This is a genomic window from Streptomyces sp. ID05-39B (assembly GCF_033794725.1).
GTDB lineage: Bacteria > Actinomycetota > Actinomycetes > Streptomycetales > Streptomycetaceae > Streptomyces > Streptomyces bobili.
In genome coordinates this window covers 1-14069 of record NZ_JARGEF010000216.1, presented here as the reverse complement: position 1 = coordinate 14069, position 14069 = coordinate 1, and the positions used below count along the sequence as shown (strand labels likewise).

13 protein-coding genes are annotated in these 14069 nt (G+C 71.0%); 9 read left to right on the top strand and 4 right to left on the bottom strand.

What is annotated here, in order from left to right:
* The coding region (locus tag P1P75_RS32385) for an SLATT domain-containing protein (RefSeq protein WP_319262312.1) at positions 1-671 on the bottom strand (671 nt) is incomplete at its 3' end.
* 405 nt (positions 672-1076) lie between these two features.
* Between P1P75_RS32385 and P1P75_RS32380 the strand changes: the two genes are divergently transcribed.
* The 4 genes from P1P75_RS32380 (at position 1077) to P1P75_RS32365 (ending at position 3915) form a co-directional block, all read left to right on the top strand.
* Entirely contained in the window at positions 1077-1421 is a 345-nt protein-coding gene (locus P1P75_RS32380; RefSeq protein ID WP_086772882.1) for a YbaB/EbfC family nucleoid-associated protein, read from the top strand.
* Between the two features lie 153 nt (positions 1422-1574).
* The gene (gene recR, locus P1P75_RS32375; protein WP_086772885.1) at positions 1575-2174 is read left to right on the top strand and encodes a recombination mediator RecR; all 600 of its coding nucleotides are present in this window, start codon (positions 1575-1577) and stop codon (positions 2172-2174) included.
* A complete protein-coding gene (locus tag P1P75_RS32370) occupies positions 2167-2826 on the top strand; it encodes a DUF5063 domain-containing protein (RefSeq protein ID WP_086772881.1) in 660 nt (219 codons plus the stop codon). Before recR ends, P1P75_RS32370 begins: the two co-directional genes overlap by 8 nt.
* A 591-nt stretch (positions 2827-3417) precedes the next feature.
* Positions 3418-3915, top strand: coding sequence for an SgcJ/EcaC family oxidoreductase (locus P1P75_RS32365; RefSeq protein WP_319262310.1), 498 nt, complete (start codon positions 3418-3420; stop codon positions 3913-3915).
* Positions 3916-3979: 64 nt separating this feature from the next.
* Here P1P75_RS32365 and P1P75_RS32360 read toward each other — a convergent pair whose 3' ends face one another.
* Positions 3980-5341: a HAMP domain-containing sensor histidine kinase gene (locus P1P75_RS32360; RefSeq protein ID WP_319262309.1), complete on the bottom strand. Its 1362-nt coding sequence runs from the start codon at positions 5339-5341 to the stop codon at positions 3980-3982.
* The gene (locus tag P1P75_RS32355; protein WP_319262307.1) at positions 5338-6018 is read right to left on the bottom strand and encodes a response regulator transcription factor; all 681 of its coding nucleotides are present in this window, start codon (positions 6016-6018) and stop codon (positions 5338-5340) included. The genes P1P75_RS32360 and P1P75_RS32355 overlap by 4 nt, the downstream gene beginning before the upstream one ends.
* A 206-nt stretch (positions 6019-6224) precedes the next feature.
* Between P1P75_RS32355 and P1P75_RS32350 the strand changes: the two genes are divergently transcribed.
* The 4 genes from P1P75_RS32350 to P1P75_RS32335 all read left to right on the top strand — a co-directional run bounded on the left by P1P75_RS32350 (position 6225) and on the right by P1P75_RS32335 (position 11083).
* On the top strand, positions 6225-7502 hold the full coding sequence (locus P1P75_RS32350) for an aspartate kinase (RefSeq protein WP_086772876.1): 1278 nt from the start codon (positions 6225-6227) through the stop codon (positions 7500-7502).
* Positions 7499-8551 (top strand): aspartate-semialdehyde dehydrogenase, encoded by a 1053-nt coding sequence (locus P1P75_RS32345; RefSeq protein WP_319262306.1) that lies wholly within the window; start codon positions 7499-7501, stop codon positions 8549-8551. Before P1P75_RS32350 ends, P1P75_RS32345 begins: the two co-directional genes overlap by 4 nt.
* 688 nt (positions 8552-9239) lie before the next feature.
* The gene (locus P1P75_RS32340) at positions 9240-9833 is read left to right on the top strand and encodes a SigE family RNA polymerase sigma factor (protein WP_319262313.1); all 594 of its coding nucleotides are present in this window, start codon (positions 9240-9242) and stop codon (positions 9831-9833) included.
* A 191-nt stretch (positions 9834-10024) separates the two neighbouring features.
* On the top strand, positions 10025-11083 hold the full coding sequence (locus P1P75_RS32335; RefSeq protein WP_319262304.1) for a hypothetical protein: 1059 nt from the start codon (positions 10025-10027) through the stop codon (positions 11081-11083).
* Here the strand turns inward: P1P75_RS32335 and P1P75_RS32330 are convergent.
* Positions 11044-11955: an SURF1 family protein gene (locus P1P75_RS32330; protein WP_319262302.1), complete on the bottom strand. Its 912-nt coding sequence runs from the start codon at positions 11953-11955 to the stop codon at positions 11044-11046. The genes P1P75_RS32335 and P1P75_RS32330 overlap by 40 nt on opposite strands.
* A gap of 135 nt (positions 11956-12090) precedes the next feature.
* Between P1P75_RS32330 and P1P75_RS32325 the strand changes: the two genes are divergently transcribed.
* The gene (locus P1P75_RS32325) at positions 12091-13905 is read left to right on the top strand and encodes a prolyl oligopeptidase family serine peptidase (protein WP_319262300.1); all 1815 of its coding nucleotides are present in this window, start codon (positions 12091-12093) and stop codon (positions 13903-13905) included.
* Positions 13906-14069: the final 164 nt, after the last annotated feature.

The window sequence follows — 14069 nt, the reverse complement described above, 5'->3', positions numbered from 1 at the left end:
CCCCGTCCCCCACCACCGGAGGCCGAGGCGGCGATCCCCTGCAAGCCCATCGGCGCCGCCCCTGTCCGAAACGCCACCATCCAGTCCACCGTCTCCACCCGCACCAGCTCCGTGACGTCCTCCGAGAACCGCCGCAACACCAGCAGACACCGCTCGGCCGCCTCCCCGGCGGTGCCCTCCGCCGGTCCCAGGACCTCCCGCGCACTCTCCGAGGCCCAGTCGAACTGGAGCACCTGCAACCGCCGCTGCACGGCCTGCGCCGTGGCCACATCCCTTATCCACCCGGCGGTGACGCCGAAGAACCGGTCGACGGCGAGGCACGCGACCGCCGCCAGCAGCGCCAGATATCCCCAGGGCGCGACCCCGCCCACCGCCCCGGTGAGATCGAGGAGCGGAAGTGCCGCCCCGGCCACCGCTCCCGCCGCGGCGCCACCGCGCAGCGCGCGCGCCCCCCGCCGCTTCCACACCCGGTCGGCGAGATACCAGGCGGCTGTCTCCAGGGCCCCCCGCTCGACCCACCGGTACAGCTCGTCGAGCCGCTCGGCGGGCTCGCCCCAGTCTCCGAGCGGGAAGGCCCGCCCGGTCAGATCGCCCGGCCGCAGCCCGGCCGCGCCCTCGCCCCGCCCGTCCTGGGGCGGACCCTCGGGCTGCATCTCCGGCTGCTGACCCACCCGGCACTCCCTACTGATCCCGACTGATACGGACTGATACCGGCCCCGCCGGCTGGTACCGACTGACTGGTACTGACTGACTGATTCCGACCGATCCCGACCGATCGCCTGGCATACCACCTGATCGCAGGTGATGCACGCCGACGCACGACGACGACCCGCGCCGGTGCGCCCGACGCCCCTCGACGCGTCCGATGCTGATGCGCCGGACCCTTTCCTACCTCCCAATGGGTGGCGAAGAGGAAGGTTTCGCCTCTTTTCCGCCCGGAAGTGGGCCTTGATCAGGTATAGGCCACACCCGAGACTCACTCGAAAGAGTGCTGGGGCGACACCCGCACAGACCACGTAGGCTCGTGCCCAGCGGGAAAAACCCGCACCGACCAAGGTCCGGAAGAGGAGCTCATCGTGATTCCCGGTGGTGGCCAGCCCAACATGCAGCAGCTGCTTCAGCAGGCTCAGAAGATGCAGCAGGATCTGGCCCGTGCCCAGGAGGAGCTGGCGAACACCGAGGTCGACGGTCAGGCCGGCGGCGGCCTGGTGCGGGCCACGGTGACGGGCGCCGGCGAACTGCGTGCCCTGAAGATCGACCCGAAGGCGGTGGACCCCGAGGACACCGAAACCCTTGCCGACCTGGTCGTCGCGGCCGTCCAGGCGGCCAACGAGAACGCGCAGAACCTGCAGCAGCAGAAGCTCGGCCCGCTCGCGCAGGGCCTCGGCGGCGGCAGCGGCATCCCGGGTCTGCCCTTCTGACCCGGTTCCGCCCCGTTGTGGCCCTGTCCGGCACCGTCCGGGCCCGGCCGATCTGATGTTCGTCGCCCGCGCGAGGCTCACACCGCCTTCCTAGGACGGGTGGCGGCCAACTACCGTACGTACTGCAAGAGACCCAGGAAGGACGGCAGTCCGTTGTACGAAGGCGTGGTCCAGGACCTCATCGACGAACTGGGGCGGCTCCCCGGCGTCGGTCCCAAGAGCGCGCAGCGGATCGCCTTCCACATCCTCCAGGCGGAGCCGACGGACGTGCGGCGTCTCGCGCAGTGCCTGATGGAGGTCAAGGCGAAGGTCCGCTTCTGCGCGACCTGCGGCAATGTGGCGCAGGAGGAGCTGTGCAACATCTGCCGTGATCCCCGCCGCGACCTCTCCGTCATCTGCGTGGTCGAGGAGCCGAAGGACGTGGTCGCCGTCGAGCGCACCCGTGAGTTCCGCGGCAAGTACCACGTGCTGGGCGGGGCGATCAGCCCCATCGAGGGCGTCGGCCCGGACGACCTCCGCATCCGGGAACTTCTGGCCCGCCTGGCGGACGGCGTGGTCACCGAGCTGATCCTCGCCACGGACCCGAACCTCGAGGGCGAGGCGACGGCCACGTACCTCGCCCGCATGATCAAGCCCATGGGCCTGAAGGTCACCCGCCTGGCCAGCGGCCTCCCGGTGGGTGGCGACCTGGAATACGCGGACGAGGTCACACTCGGCCGCGCCTTCGAGGGGAGACGACTCCTAGATGTCTGACGCCAAGCTGCACGCGACCGAGCAGAACCCGGACGACTTCGCGGTCCAGATCGCCGACCAGATCGAGAGTTTCCTGGTCGCCGTCTCCGAGGTCGCCAAGGGCGACGAGCCGGACTCGGCCGTCCCCTTCCTCCTGCTGGAGGTCTCCCAGCTGCTGCTGGCCGGCGGCCGCCTCGGCGCGCACGAGGACATCGTCCCCGACGAGCGCTACGAGCCCGACCCCGGTTTCGAGCCGGACGCCGACGAACTGCGCGAGAACCTCGCCCGTCTCCTGGAGCCGGTCGACGTCTACTCCGAGGTCTTCGACCCGTACGAGCCCCGTAAGGCGCCCGTCCCGGCCCGTATCTCCGACGACCTCGCCGATGTCATCGCCGACCTCCGCCACGGCATGGTCCACTACCGGGCCGGCCGCACCTCGGAGGCGCTGTGGTGGTGGCAGTTCTCCTACTTCTCCAACTGGGGCACCACGGCCTCGGCGACCCTGCGGGCCCTCCACTCGGTCCTGGCGCACGTCCGCCTGAACCAGCCCCTGGAGGAGCTGGACGGTCTGGACACCGACCAGGGCGACGGTGACGACACCCTGGAGTTCGAGGCGGGCCGCGTGATGGCCGAGGAGATCGGCGGCCAGCTGGGATCGGGCCGGGTCGGCTAGGGCCGGGTCGGCTGGGGCCGGGTCGGCTGGGGCCGGGTCGGCTGGGGCTGATCCGCACGACAGACTTCAGGTCCCGCGGCCTTTCCCGGCCGCCGTGGGCCGGGGGGATCCATCGCGGGGGTGTAACCGCCTACACCATCGTTTCGGGAGGGTGCCACCTCGTCGCGGCGGCCCGGAAAAGGGATCGTTGAATCTCGCAAGCGAAGATCCCGATCCCCCAAGGACGACCGGGATGAGGAAGCTGCTCTCCTCCCGCCCCGCCCTGTGGTTCCTCTTCCTCTTCAACCTCTGCGACGCCGCCGCGGCCCCTTCGCGATCGAGGGCTCGCAGGGTGTGATGACGGCGGGCGGCATGGGCGTCGTGTCGCTCGGCGCCGGCGTCAGCCTGGTCCGCGACCGCGGCGGGAATGCGGCCACGCGACAGAGCGCCGCTCGATGAACGGCCACTCGACGTGCGACAACGCGATAAAGCGGCCCTCCCCTTGATTTGGAGGGGACTTGCACGTCCCCTGTACGACGGCTGGACGGGCCCTAACCGTCCGGACGCGAGTCTTGAGTCATCCCAACAGGCACTTCCCGCACAGGAGTTGCGATGACTCGCAAGACCCGCATACGAGCCGCCCTCGTCACCGCCGCCGCTGTCGTCACCGCTGCCACGGTGACGGTCGGAGTCGGTGTGGCCGGCCCCGAGAAATCCCCCAAGCCCACGAAGAAGCAGATCGCGTCCCTCTTCGACACCTGGAACGCCGCGCTGCGCACCGGGGATTCGGACAAGGTGGCCGACCTGTACGCCAAGGACGCGGTCCTGCTGCCCACCCTCTCCAACGAGGTCCGCACCGACCGCGCCGGCATCGTCGACTACATGGACCACTTCCTGGAGAACAAGCCCGTCGGCAAGAAGGTCCAGACGATCGTCACCGTCCTCGACGACAACTCCGCGATCGACACCGGCGTGTACGCGTTCACCCTCACCGACCACGACACCGGCGAGAAGCGCGTCGTCGAGGCCCGCTACACGTACGAGTACGAGAAGCGCAACGGCACCTGGAAGATCGTCAACCACCACTCCTCGGCGATGCCGGAGGGCTGACGGCCCGTACCGGAGGGCTGACGGCGCATAGTGGAGGGTTGACGGCGCATGCGGGTGTTGCCCTTCAGCCCGTACGCTGCCCCGCCCGCAGGGTGATCCGGACGCACAGGCCGCCGCCCGGGGCGTCCGCGAGGGTGACCGTGCCGCCGTCGTCCGTCAGCAGCTGCTTGACGACGGCGAGGCCCAGGCCGGAGCCGGAGCGTCCGGTCAGGCCCTGGCCGCGCCAGAAGCGGTCGAAGGCGCGGGACTTCTCCGCGTCGGACATGCCGGGCCCCTCGTCGAGGACCTCCAGCAGCACCGTGCCGCCGCGGGCCTCGGTCCGCACGGTGATCGTCCCGCCGTCCGGTGACACCTCCAGGGCGTTCGAGAGCACGTTGTCCAGCACCTGGTCGAGATGACCGGTGGTGGCCAGCACGAGCGGCCGGTCGTCGGCACTCCCCCTGAGCGCGATGGTGACTCCGCGCTCGTCGGCGGCCGGCCTCCACACCGACAGGCGCTCGGTGACGATGTCCCGCAGCGGCAACGGCTCCGCGGCCGCCACCTTGGCCTCGGCACGGGCCAGCACCAGCAGCCCGTTGACCAGCCGGCTCATCCGCACCACCTCGGCGGTCGCCTGCTCCACGTCCTCGCGCACGAACTCGTCGTCGACGCCGTCGGCGATGTTGTCCAGTGACAGCCGGAGCGCGGTCAGCGGCGTACGCAGCTGGTGGGAGGCGTCCGCGACGAAGATCCGCTGCGAGGCGACCAGGGTGTCGAGGCGCTCACCGGCCTGGTTGAGGGTGCGGGCCAGCGTCTGTGTCTCCTGGGGGCCCGTGACCGGGGCGCGGGCCGTCAGGTCGCCGTCGCTGAGTTTGCTCGCCATGTCGTTGAGCTGGCGCAGCGGGGCGGTGAGCCGCCGGGCGACCACCGCGCCGATCAGCGCGGCCACCGTGAGGACGGCCACCGCGAGTCCGGCCCTGAAGCCCCAGATCGTCCACAGGCGGTGGGTGAGGTTGTCGGTGGAGTACACGATCCGTACGGCGCCGACGGGCCGGCCGTCCTGCCTCGCCGGGGCGGTGATGACCAGGTCGCTGCCCCAGATGAAGTCGGAGCCCCAGTTGGTGGTCCCTTCGCCCTGTTCCAGGGCGTCGGTGAGGGCCGCGTCCTGCCGTGGCCGGGGGAGTCCGGTGGCGCACTGGGCGGTGGCGGTGGCCTGCACCTCGTCGTGCGTCTCCTCGGCGTAGGCCCTGGCCATCTCCTCCAGGGCCTGGCAGGACGCGGTGTCGCCGTTGCCCAGCAGCAGCGCCATGGTCGTGGCCTCGCGCTTCACGGACAGCTCGGTGTCGTCGCGCAGCTGGGCGGTGAGTGTGAAGGCCACCGGCACGGTGAACAGGCCGAGGCCGACGGCGACCAGCAGGACGTAGCTGCGGATGAGCTGACGGATCATGACGCGGTGCCGCCGGTGATCTCCAGGCGGAAGCCGACCCCGCGCACCGCCTCGATGCTGATCGCCCCGGCGAGCTTGCGCCGCAGCGCCGCCACGTGCACGTCCAGCGTCTTGGTCGGCCCGAACCAGTTCGCGTCCCAGACCGCCTCCATGATCTGCTCGCGCGACATCAGCGCGCCCGGCTCCTCGGTGAGGAAGGCCAGCAGGTCGTACTCCTTCGGCGTGAGCGTGATCTCCTCGCCGTCCAGGTGGACGCGGGCCCCCTTGCGGTCGATCGTCAGACGGGAGCCGTACCGGTCGGGGCCCGCCGCCTCGGCCGTACGGGGCTGAGCGCGCCGCATGACGGCCCGTATCCGCGCGATGACCTCGCGCACGCCGAACGGCTTGGACACGTAGTCGTCGGCGCCCAGCTCCAGGCCGACCACCCGGTCCGTCTCGTCGCTGCGGGCGCTGATCACGATGATCGGCACGTCACCGCGCCGGCGCAGGGCCTTGCAGACGTCGAGGCCGTCGGTGTCGGGCAGCCCGAGGTCGAGGAGGACGACGTCGTAGGGGCCGGGGTGGGCCAGGGCGGCGGCGCCCGTGGTGACCCACTCCACCTCGAAGCCGTACCGTTTCAGGCCGCGCCGCAGGGACTCGGCGACCGGCTCGTCGTCTTCCACCAGGAGTACACGCACAGCCGCACGATAGTGCTTGAAACTTAATTCACAGCTATCACTTCGGCGTCAGTGGGCAGGGAGTGTCCTGGACGACCTGCCCGGACCGCCTCCGGGAGTCTCACCATGCGGCATCCCGGAGGCGGATTTCGGGTGCTCGTTAGACTGAGCCGACCGCAGTACAAGGGCGTATGTGCGGAAAAAGACAAACTGAGCGAGGAGCGCACGTGGGCCTTGTCGTGCAGAAGTACGGAGGCTCCTCCGTAGCCGATGCCGAGGGCATCAAGCGTGTCGCCAAGCGGATCGTGGAAGCCAAGAAGAACGGCCACCAGGTGGTGGCCGTGGTTTCCGCGATGGGCGACACGACGGACGAGCTGATCGATCTCGCCGAGCAGGTATCCCCGATCCCTGCCGGGCGCGAGCTCGACATGCTGCTGACCGCCGGAGAGCGGATCTCCATGGCCCTGCTGGCCATGGCGATCAAGAACCTGGGCCACTCGGCCCAGAGCTTCACCGGCAGCCAGGCAGGTGTCATCACCGACTCGGTCCACAACAAAGCCCGGATCATCGATGTCACGCCGGGCCGGATCCGTGACTCGCTCGACGAGGGCAACATCGCCATCGTCGCCGGGTTCCAGGGCGTCAGCCAGGACACCAAGGACATCACCACGCTGGGGCGCGGCGGGTCCGACACCACCGCCGTGGCTCTCGCGGCGGCCCTCGACGCCGAGGTGTGCGAGATCTACACCGACGTCGACGGCGTGTTCACCGCCGACCCGCGCGTGGTGAAGAAGGCCCGGAAGATCGACTGGATCTCCTTCGAGGACATGCTCGAACTGGCCGCTTCGGGGTCGAAGGTGCTGCTCCACCGCTGTGTGGAGTACGCCCGCCGGTACAACATCCCGATCCACGTCCGTTCGTCCTTCAGCGGACTTCCGGGCACCTGGGTCAGCAGCGAGTCGATCGAGCAAGGGGACAAGCAGGTGGAGCAGGCCATCATCTCCGGTGTCGCACACGACACCTCCGAGGCCAAGGTCACGGTCGTCGGCGTGCCGGACAAGCCGGGCGAGGCGGCCACGATCTTCCGGACGATCGCCGACGCCCAGATCAACATCGACATGATCGTGCAGAACGTGTCCGCGGCCTCCACCGGCCTCACGGACATCTCCTTCACGCTGCCGAAGTCCGAGGGCCGCAAGGCGCTCGACGCCCTGGAGAAGAACAAGGGCGGCATCGGCTTCGAGTCGCTGCGCTACGACGACCAGATCGGCAAGATCTCCCTCGTCGGCGCCGGCATGAAGACGAACCCCGGCGTCACCGCCGACTTCTTCAAGGCGCTGTCCGACTCGGGCGTCAACATCGAGCTGATCTCGACCTCCGAGATCCGCATCTCGGTGGTCACACGCGCCGACGACGTCCCGGAGGCCGTACGCGCCGTGCACACCGCCTTCGGGCTCGACTCCGACAGCGACGAGGCCGTCGTCTACGGGGGCACCGGGCGATGACCCGACGACCGACGCTCGCGGTCGTGGGAGCGACCGGAGCGGTCGGCACGGTCATGCTGCAGATCCTGTCCCAGCGCGCGGACGTCTGGGGCGAGATCCGACTGATCGCCTCGCCGCGCTCGGCCGGCCGCAAGCTGGCCCTGCGCGGCGAACAGGTCGAGGTGGTGGCGCTCACCGAGGAGGCCTTCGACGGCGTCGACGTCGCGATGTTCGACGTGCCGGACGAGGTCGCCGAGCGGTGGGCGCCGCTCGCCGCCGCCAAGGGCGCGGTCGTCGTGGACAACTCCGGCGCCTTCCGGATGGACCCGGACGTGCCCCTCGTCGTCCCCGAGGTCAACGCGCACGCGGTGCGCAACAGGCCGCGCGGCATCGTCTCCAACCCGAACTGCACCACCCTGTCGATGATCGTCGCGCTGGGCGCGCTGCACTCCGGGTTCGGCCTGCGCGAGCTGGTGGTCTCGTCGTACCAGGCGGTCAGCGGGGCGGGCCGGGCCGGGGTGGAGACACTGCGCCGGCAACTGTCGATGGTCGCCGGTACGGAACTGGGGACCAGCCCCGGTGACATACGGCGGGCCGTCGGGGACCGGACGGGACCCTTCCCCGAACCGGTCGCGCTGAACGTCGTGCCGTGGGCCGGGTCGCTGCGCGAGGACGGCTGGTCCTCGGAGGAGATGAAGGTGCGGGACGAGACCCGCAAGATCCTCGGCCTGCCGAAGCTGCCCGTCGCCGTGACCTGCGTGCGCGTACCGGTGATCACCGTGCACTCCCTCACCGTCCACGCCCGCTTCCAGGACGAGGTGAGCGTCGACCACGCCCGCGAGATCCTCGCCACCGCCCCGGGTGTCGTCCTCTTCGACAACCCGGCCGCCGGGGAGTTCCCCACGCCCGCCGACGTCGTGGGCACCGACCCGACCTGGGTCGGCAGGGTGCGCAGGGCGCTCGACGACCCCACGGCGCTGGAACTCTTCGTGTGCGGGGACAACCTGCGCAAGGGGGCCGCCCTGAACACCGCGCAGATCGCCGAACTGCTGGCGGCGGAGCACGCGTGACCTCCGTGGCGGGCGCAAGGGTTGAGGGTGCGGGGGCCGGCGACCGTAAATCCGCTGGCCCCGAGCTGCGGCGTTTGTAGGATCTGTTGCACCGGGTGTGAGCCGGTCGACGGCGGCAACCACTTGTATCGGACACCTTTGGCGTCCGAAGATTCATCCGGAGATCCGTCCGGAGATCCACCTGGAGGTCCGTTCGGAGGTCCGTTCGGAGGTCCGGTCGGAAATTCGTCCGGAAATTCGTCCGGAAATCCGTCCAGAGATCCACCTGGAGTTGTATCCGGGGTCGCATCCGGAGATTCGTCCCGAGATTTCCTCCCCGCACTCCGCAACCACGCGGAGCGCGGGGAGCGTCTTTGTCGTCACCCTTCGCGGGTGAGCGGTCGGGTGATCACGGCGTTCGGGGACGCCGGGATCGGGGCGTGGGGACGCCCGTTCAAATGGCATACAGGGGAAGAGCGGGACACATGAGGGCATGGGAGACGCCGTCCGGGCGGCTGCCGGCGGGTGCGAGACGGGCGTCAGGAGTACCGGCGCGGGCGGGCGTTCCGTCGTCCGGCGCAAATCCCGCCGTTGGCACGTACAACCCCGAGGGGGGTGAGCGTGTCCAACAGGCGTGGCAGAGGTACTCGACTTCCCGGCGATCCGCGGCACGGCCCTACGGCCGCCCCGCGACGCCCTCCGACCCCGCATGCCCGGCGCGGCCGGCGGCATGCCGGTGATCGCGCCCATGCCCGCAGCGCGGCCCGCCCGCCTACCCAGCCAGCGTGACACCGACGAGGTGGCCGCCGCCGGCACCACCGTCGACCACCTGACCGAGACCTACCGGGCCCACTACCGCTCGCTTCTCGGTCTCGCCGCCCTCCTCCTCGACGACACCGCCTCCTGCGAGGACGTCGTCCAGGAGGCCTTCATCCGCGTCCACTCCGCGCGCAAGCGCGTCCGCGAGCCGGAGAAGACCCTCGCCTACCTGCGCCAGACCGTCGTCAACCTCTCCCGTTCCGCCCTGCGCCGCCGCATCCTCGGCCTGAAGCTGCTCTCCAAGCCGATGCCGGACATGGCCAGCGCGGAGGAGGGCGCCTACGACCTGCTGGAGCGCGACTCCCTCATCCAGGCGATGAAGGGCCTCCAGCGCCGCCAGCGAGAGGTTCTCGTCCTGCGCTACTTCGCCGACATGACCGAGGCCCAGGTCGCCGAGACCCTCGGCATCTCGCTCGGCTCGGTCAAGGCGTACGGCTCCCGCGGCATCGCCGCCCTGCGCGTCGCCATGGGAGCGGCGGCGTGAGGGCGCGAGGCGAGGAACCCGACGGCGAGGACACACGTGAGCGCCACGAGCCGTACGCGTCGCACGACCCGACGGCGGAACCGAAGCCGCCCGCACAAGAACCGCCCGCACAAGAGCCGCACGAGCGAGAACCGCACGAGCAAGAACCGCACAAGCAAGAACCGAAGCAACCACACGCTGGGAACGGAACTGTGAACCACCACCTCGACGACCAGAGCCCCGAAGGGCTCGACTCGGACGAGCTGGCACTGCGCCGGATGCTGCACAGGGCCGTCCAGGAGATGGAGCCGGTCGACGGGACGCTGGACCACCTCCGGCGGGCCGTACCCGCCCGCCGGGCCCGCAAGCGCCAGGCCGCCGTCGGAATGGCCGCAGCGGCCCTCTTCGTCGGCACCGCGGTCCCCGCCCTGCTGCACGTCTCCAACTCCGGCGGCTCCGACGCCAACCCCTCCATCGCAGGCCAGGCCTCCCAGGCCCAGGGCGGCGCCGATGCGGGCAAGGGCCCCGACGGCGGCTCCTCCGGCAAGATCGGCGACTCCGCCGGCACCACCGGCCGCCCGGACCCGGACAGCACCGGGAACACCGCGGGCCAGAAGGACTCCGGCAGCGCGACCGGCGCGACCGAAGGCACCGGCCCCGCCGCCACCTCCCCGGCCGACGCCCCCACCTGCACCCCGTCCCAGCTCGGAGACTCCAGCGCCGCCGTCGAGGTCCCCGACGCGGCCGGCATCGTCTACGGCACCTTCCGCGTCGTCAACGTCTCCGACAGTGGTTGCACCGTCGGCGGGGAAGCGTCCGTGACGTCCAGCGCCCAGGGTGCCGCCGACCCCGCGAAGATCAGCCTCGTCGAGCACACCTCCGGTGACGCGGCGGCGGGCCTGCCCGACCCGTCCCTCTACGTCCCCCAGCTGGCCCTCGCCCCGGGATCGGCGTACGACGTGAAGTTCGCCTGGGTTCCCTCCGAGACCTGCCCCACCACCGGCGGCACCGGCAACGGCGGCGACACCGGCGGCCCCTCGCCGTCCCCGGCGCCCTCCCCGAGCGAGCAGAGCGGTGCCGCGACCGGCACGACCGGCGGAGCCAGCGGCACGGCCCCGCAGATGTTCACCGCGGACGGCACGGTCGACGGCAGTGTCCTGGTGACGTACACGGCGGACGGCGGCTCGCCGACCGCGAGCGCGACGGTGTCGAACGCGTGCGCCGGGACGGTCTACCGGACGGGCGTGCTGGCTTCCACGTCGGCGTCCTGAGCAGGCTCGGGGGCGGCGGGGGTTTCGGCCTCGGCTTCGATTTCGGCTTCGGCCTGGGCTGTGGGCGACGACCCCACCTCGGGTGACGCGGTCTCGGGTGACGTGGGCACGTCCGGCTCGGTGATCCCCAGCTCCGCGTCCCGCGCGAACTCGACCTCGCGGCGCAGCAGCCGGAACCACATGAACACCACGAACCCGGCGAACACGAACCACTCGCCGGTGTAGCCGAGGTTCTGGAACGCCTTCAGGTCCAGCCCGGTTCCGCTCGGCGCGCTCGCGGGCACCGCCGTCATCCCCGCGTCGGCGGTTCCGAGGGTGACCCAGGCGTCGTACAGGTCGTCGTCGACGAGGTTGACCAGCGACGCCGTGCTGATCGCCCCGGTCTGGCCGGGCGGCAGCCCGCCCTGAGCGCTCACCCCGTTGTCACCCGGCGTCTCGGACGCCTGGAGCGCGCCGGTGACGCTGACCTCGCCGGCCGGCGGGGCCGGGGCCTTGGCGGCATCCGCCGTACCCGGCAGCCAGCCGCGCACGACGGGCAGGGTTCTGCCGCCGTCGGTGCGCAGCAGCGTCAGCACATAGAAGCCCTGGCGGCCGTCCAGCTCGCGGTCCGGGACGAGCAGCTGCTCGCCGTACCGCCCGCTCGCGGTGACCCGCTTGCCGTATGTGGCCTTGTCCACGGGCAGCATCTCGGCCAGCGGGCGCGGCGTTTCCGTACGGGCCGAGTCGGCCTGCGCCTCGGCGGTGCGCTGGTCGTCCACGCGCGCCTCGAACCGGCTCAGCTGCCAGGACCCCATGAACACACAGAAGGGGATGGCCAGCAGGACGAAGACGTTGATCCCCCACCAACGGGGCGTCAGCAGAAACCGGTACACGCCCACAACGGTACGGGGCCGGACGCGGAAGTCGGCCTGCGGGGGTGGGTGAAGAAGTTGTCCCCAGGGCCCGGGTTGTCCACAGGCTGGAGACCGTGGTGCTCCGATGTCCGCCGGGGCGGGCACTATGGGGCCATGACTGAGAGCAACGGGTCGGCCGCACCGCAGCGGTACGAGGAGATGCCGGACTGGGAGAAGCGCTTCAGGGCGCCCCGGGTGTCACTGCCCGACTGGGCGCAGGACGCTCCGGACCGCGCCCTGTTCGTGTCGAACGCGACAGGGACGTACGAGCTGTATGCCTGGGACCGGTCCACCGGCGAACAGCGTCAGGTGACGAACCGGGCCAACGGCACGACGGACGGCGTGCTCTCCCCGGACGGCGCCTGGATCTGGTGGTTCGACGACAAGGACGGCGACGAGTTCGGGGTCTGGCGTCGCCAGCCCTTCGCGGGCGGCGAGGACGAACTGGCGACGCCGGGCCTCGACCCCTCGTACCCGGCGGGCCTGGCCCTGGGCAGAGACGGCCGTACGGCGGTGGTGGGCCGCTCGACCGACGAGGACGGTACGACCATCCATGTCGCGCGGTTCGCCGAGGCACCGGTGGAGCTGTACCGCCACCGCGAGTCGGCGGGCGTCGGCGACCTGTCCCACGACGGCACGCTCATCGCGATCGAGCACACCGAGCACGGCGACGCGATGCACTCCGCGCTGCGCGTCCTGCGCCCCGACGGCTCCACGGTCGCCGAACTCGACGACACCGAGGGCGGCACGCGGGAGCTTGGCCTGGAGGTCCTGGGCTTCGCCCCCGTCGACGGCGACACCCGCCTGCTCATCGGCCACCAGCGCCGGGGCCGCTGGGAGCCGATGGTGTGGGACGTGGCGACGGACGAGCGGACCGACCTGGCCCTCGACCTGCCGGGCGACGTGGGCGCGGAGTGGTACCCGGACGGCTCCGGGCTCCTTGTCTCGCACAGCTTCGAGGCCCGCGGCGAACTGTTCCGCTACGACCTGACGAGCCGGGAACTCGTGCGCGTACCGACCCCTCCGGGCACGGTCTCCAGTGCGACGGCCCGCCCCGACGGCAGCGTCGAGTACCTGTGGTCCTCGGCGGCCGAGCCGCCCACCGTCCGCTCGACGACGGGCGAGCCGGTCCTGGACCCGCCCGGCATGAAGTCCCCCGGCTCGGTGCCGGTGGAGGACGTGTGGGTGGAGGGCCCCGGCGGCCGCATTCACGCCCTGGTCCAGAAACCGGCGGGCGCGACCGGCCCGCTCCCCACCGTCTTCGACATCCACGGCGGCCCCACCTGGCACGACAGCGACTCCTTCGCGGCCGGCCCCGCGGCCTGGGTCGACCACGGCTACGCGGTCGTCCGTGTGAACTACCGCGGCTCCACCGGCTACGGCCGCGACTGGACCGACGCCCTGAAGCACCGGGTGGGTCTGATCGAGCTGGAGGACATCGCCGCCGTCCGCGAGTGGGCGGTCACCTCCGGCCTCGCCGACCCCGACCGCATCATCCTCACCGGCGGCTCCTGGGGCGGCTACCTGACTCTCCTGGGCCTCGGCACCCAGCCCGAGGCATGGGCCATGGGCATCGCGGCAGTCCCGGTCGCCGACTACGTCGCGGCCTACGACGACGAGATGGAAGCACTCAAGGCCATGGACCGCACCCTCCTGGGTGGCACCCCCGAAGAGGTCCCCGACCGCTTCAGGGCCTCCTCCCCCCTCACTTACGTCGACGAGGTCAAGGCCCCCGTCTACATCTCGGCCGGAGTCAACGACCCCCGCTGCCCCATCCGCCAGATCGACAACTACGTGACCCGCCTGGAAGCAAGAGACGCCCCCCACGAGGTCTACCGCTACGACGCGGGCCACGGCTCCCTCGTGGTCGACGAACGCATCAAGCAGGTAGCGCTGGAACTGGCCTTCGCCAAGAAGCACCTCCACTAGCAAGGCAACACCCGCGCTGCCTTCCGGGCCAGGCGACGAGGCCCTCGCTGAGGCGCGGGTGCCGGACCCCGCCGGATCCCTGACCAGGCCGGGGGCGCGGAAACCCCCGGGTTGCCTACTTCCGTCCGGCGGCCGGGGGTGTTGGGGCGGGGCCCCGCCCCAAC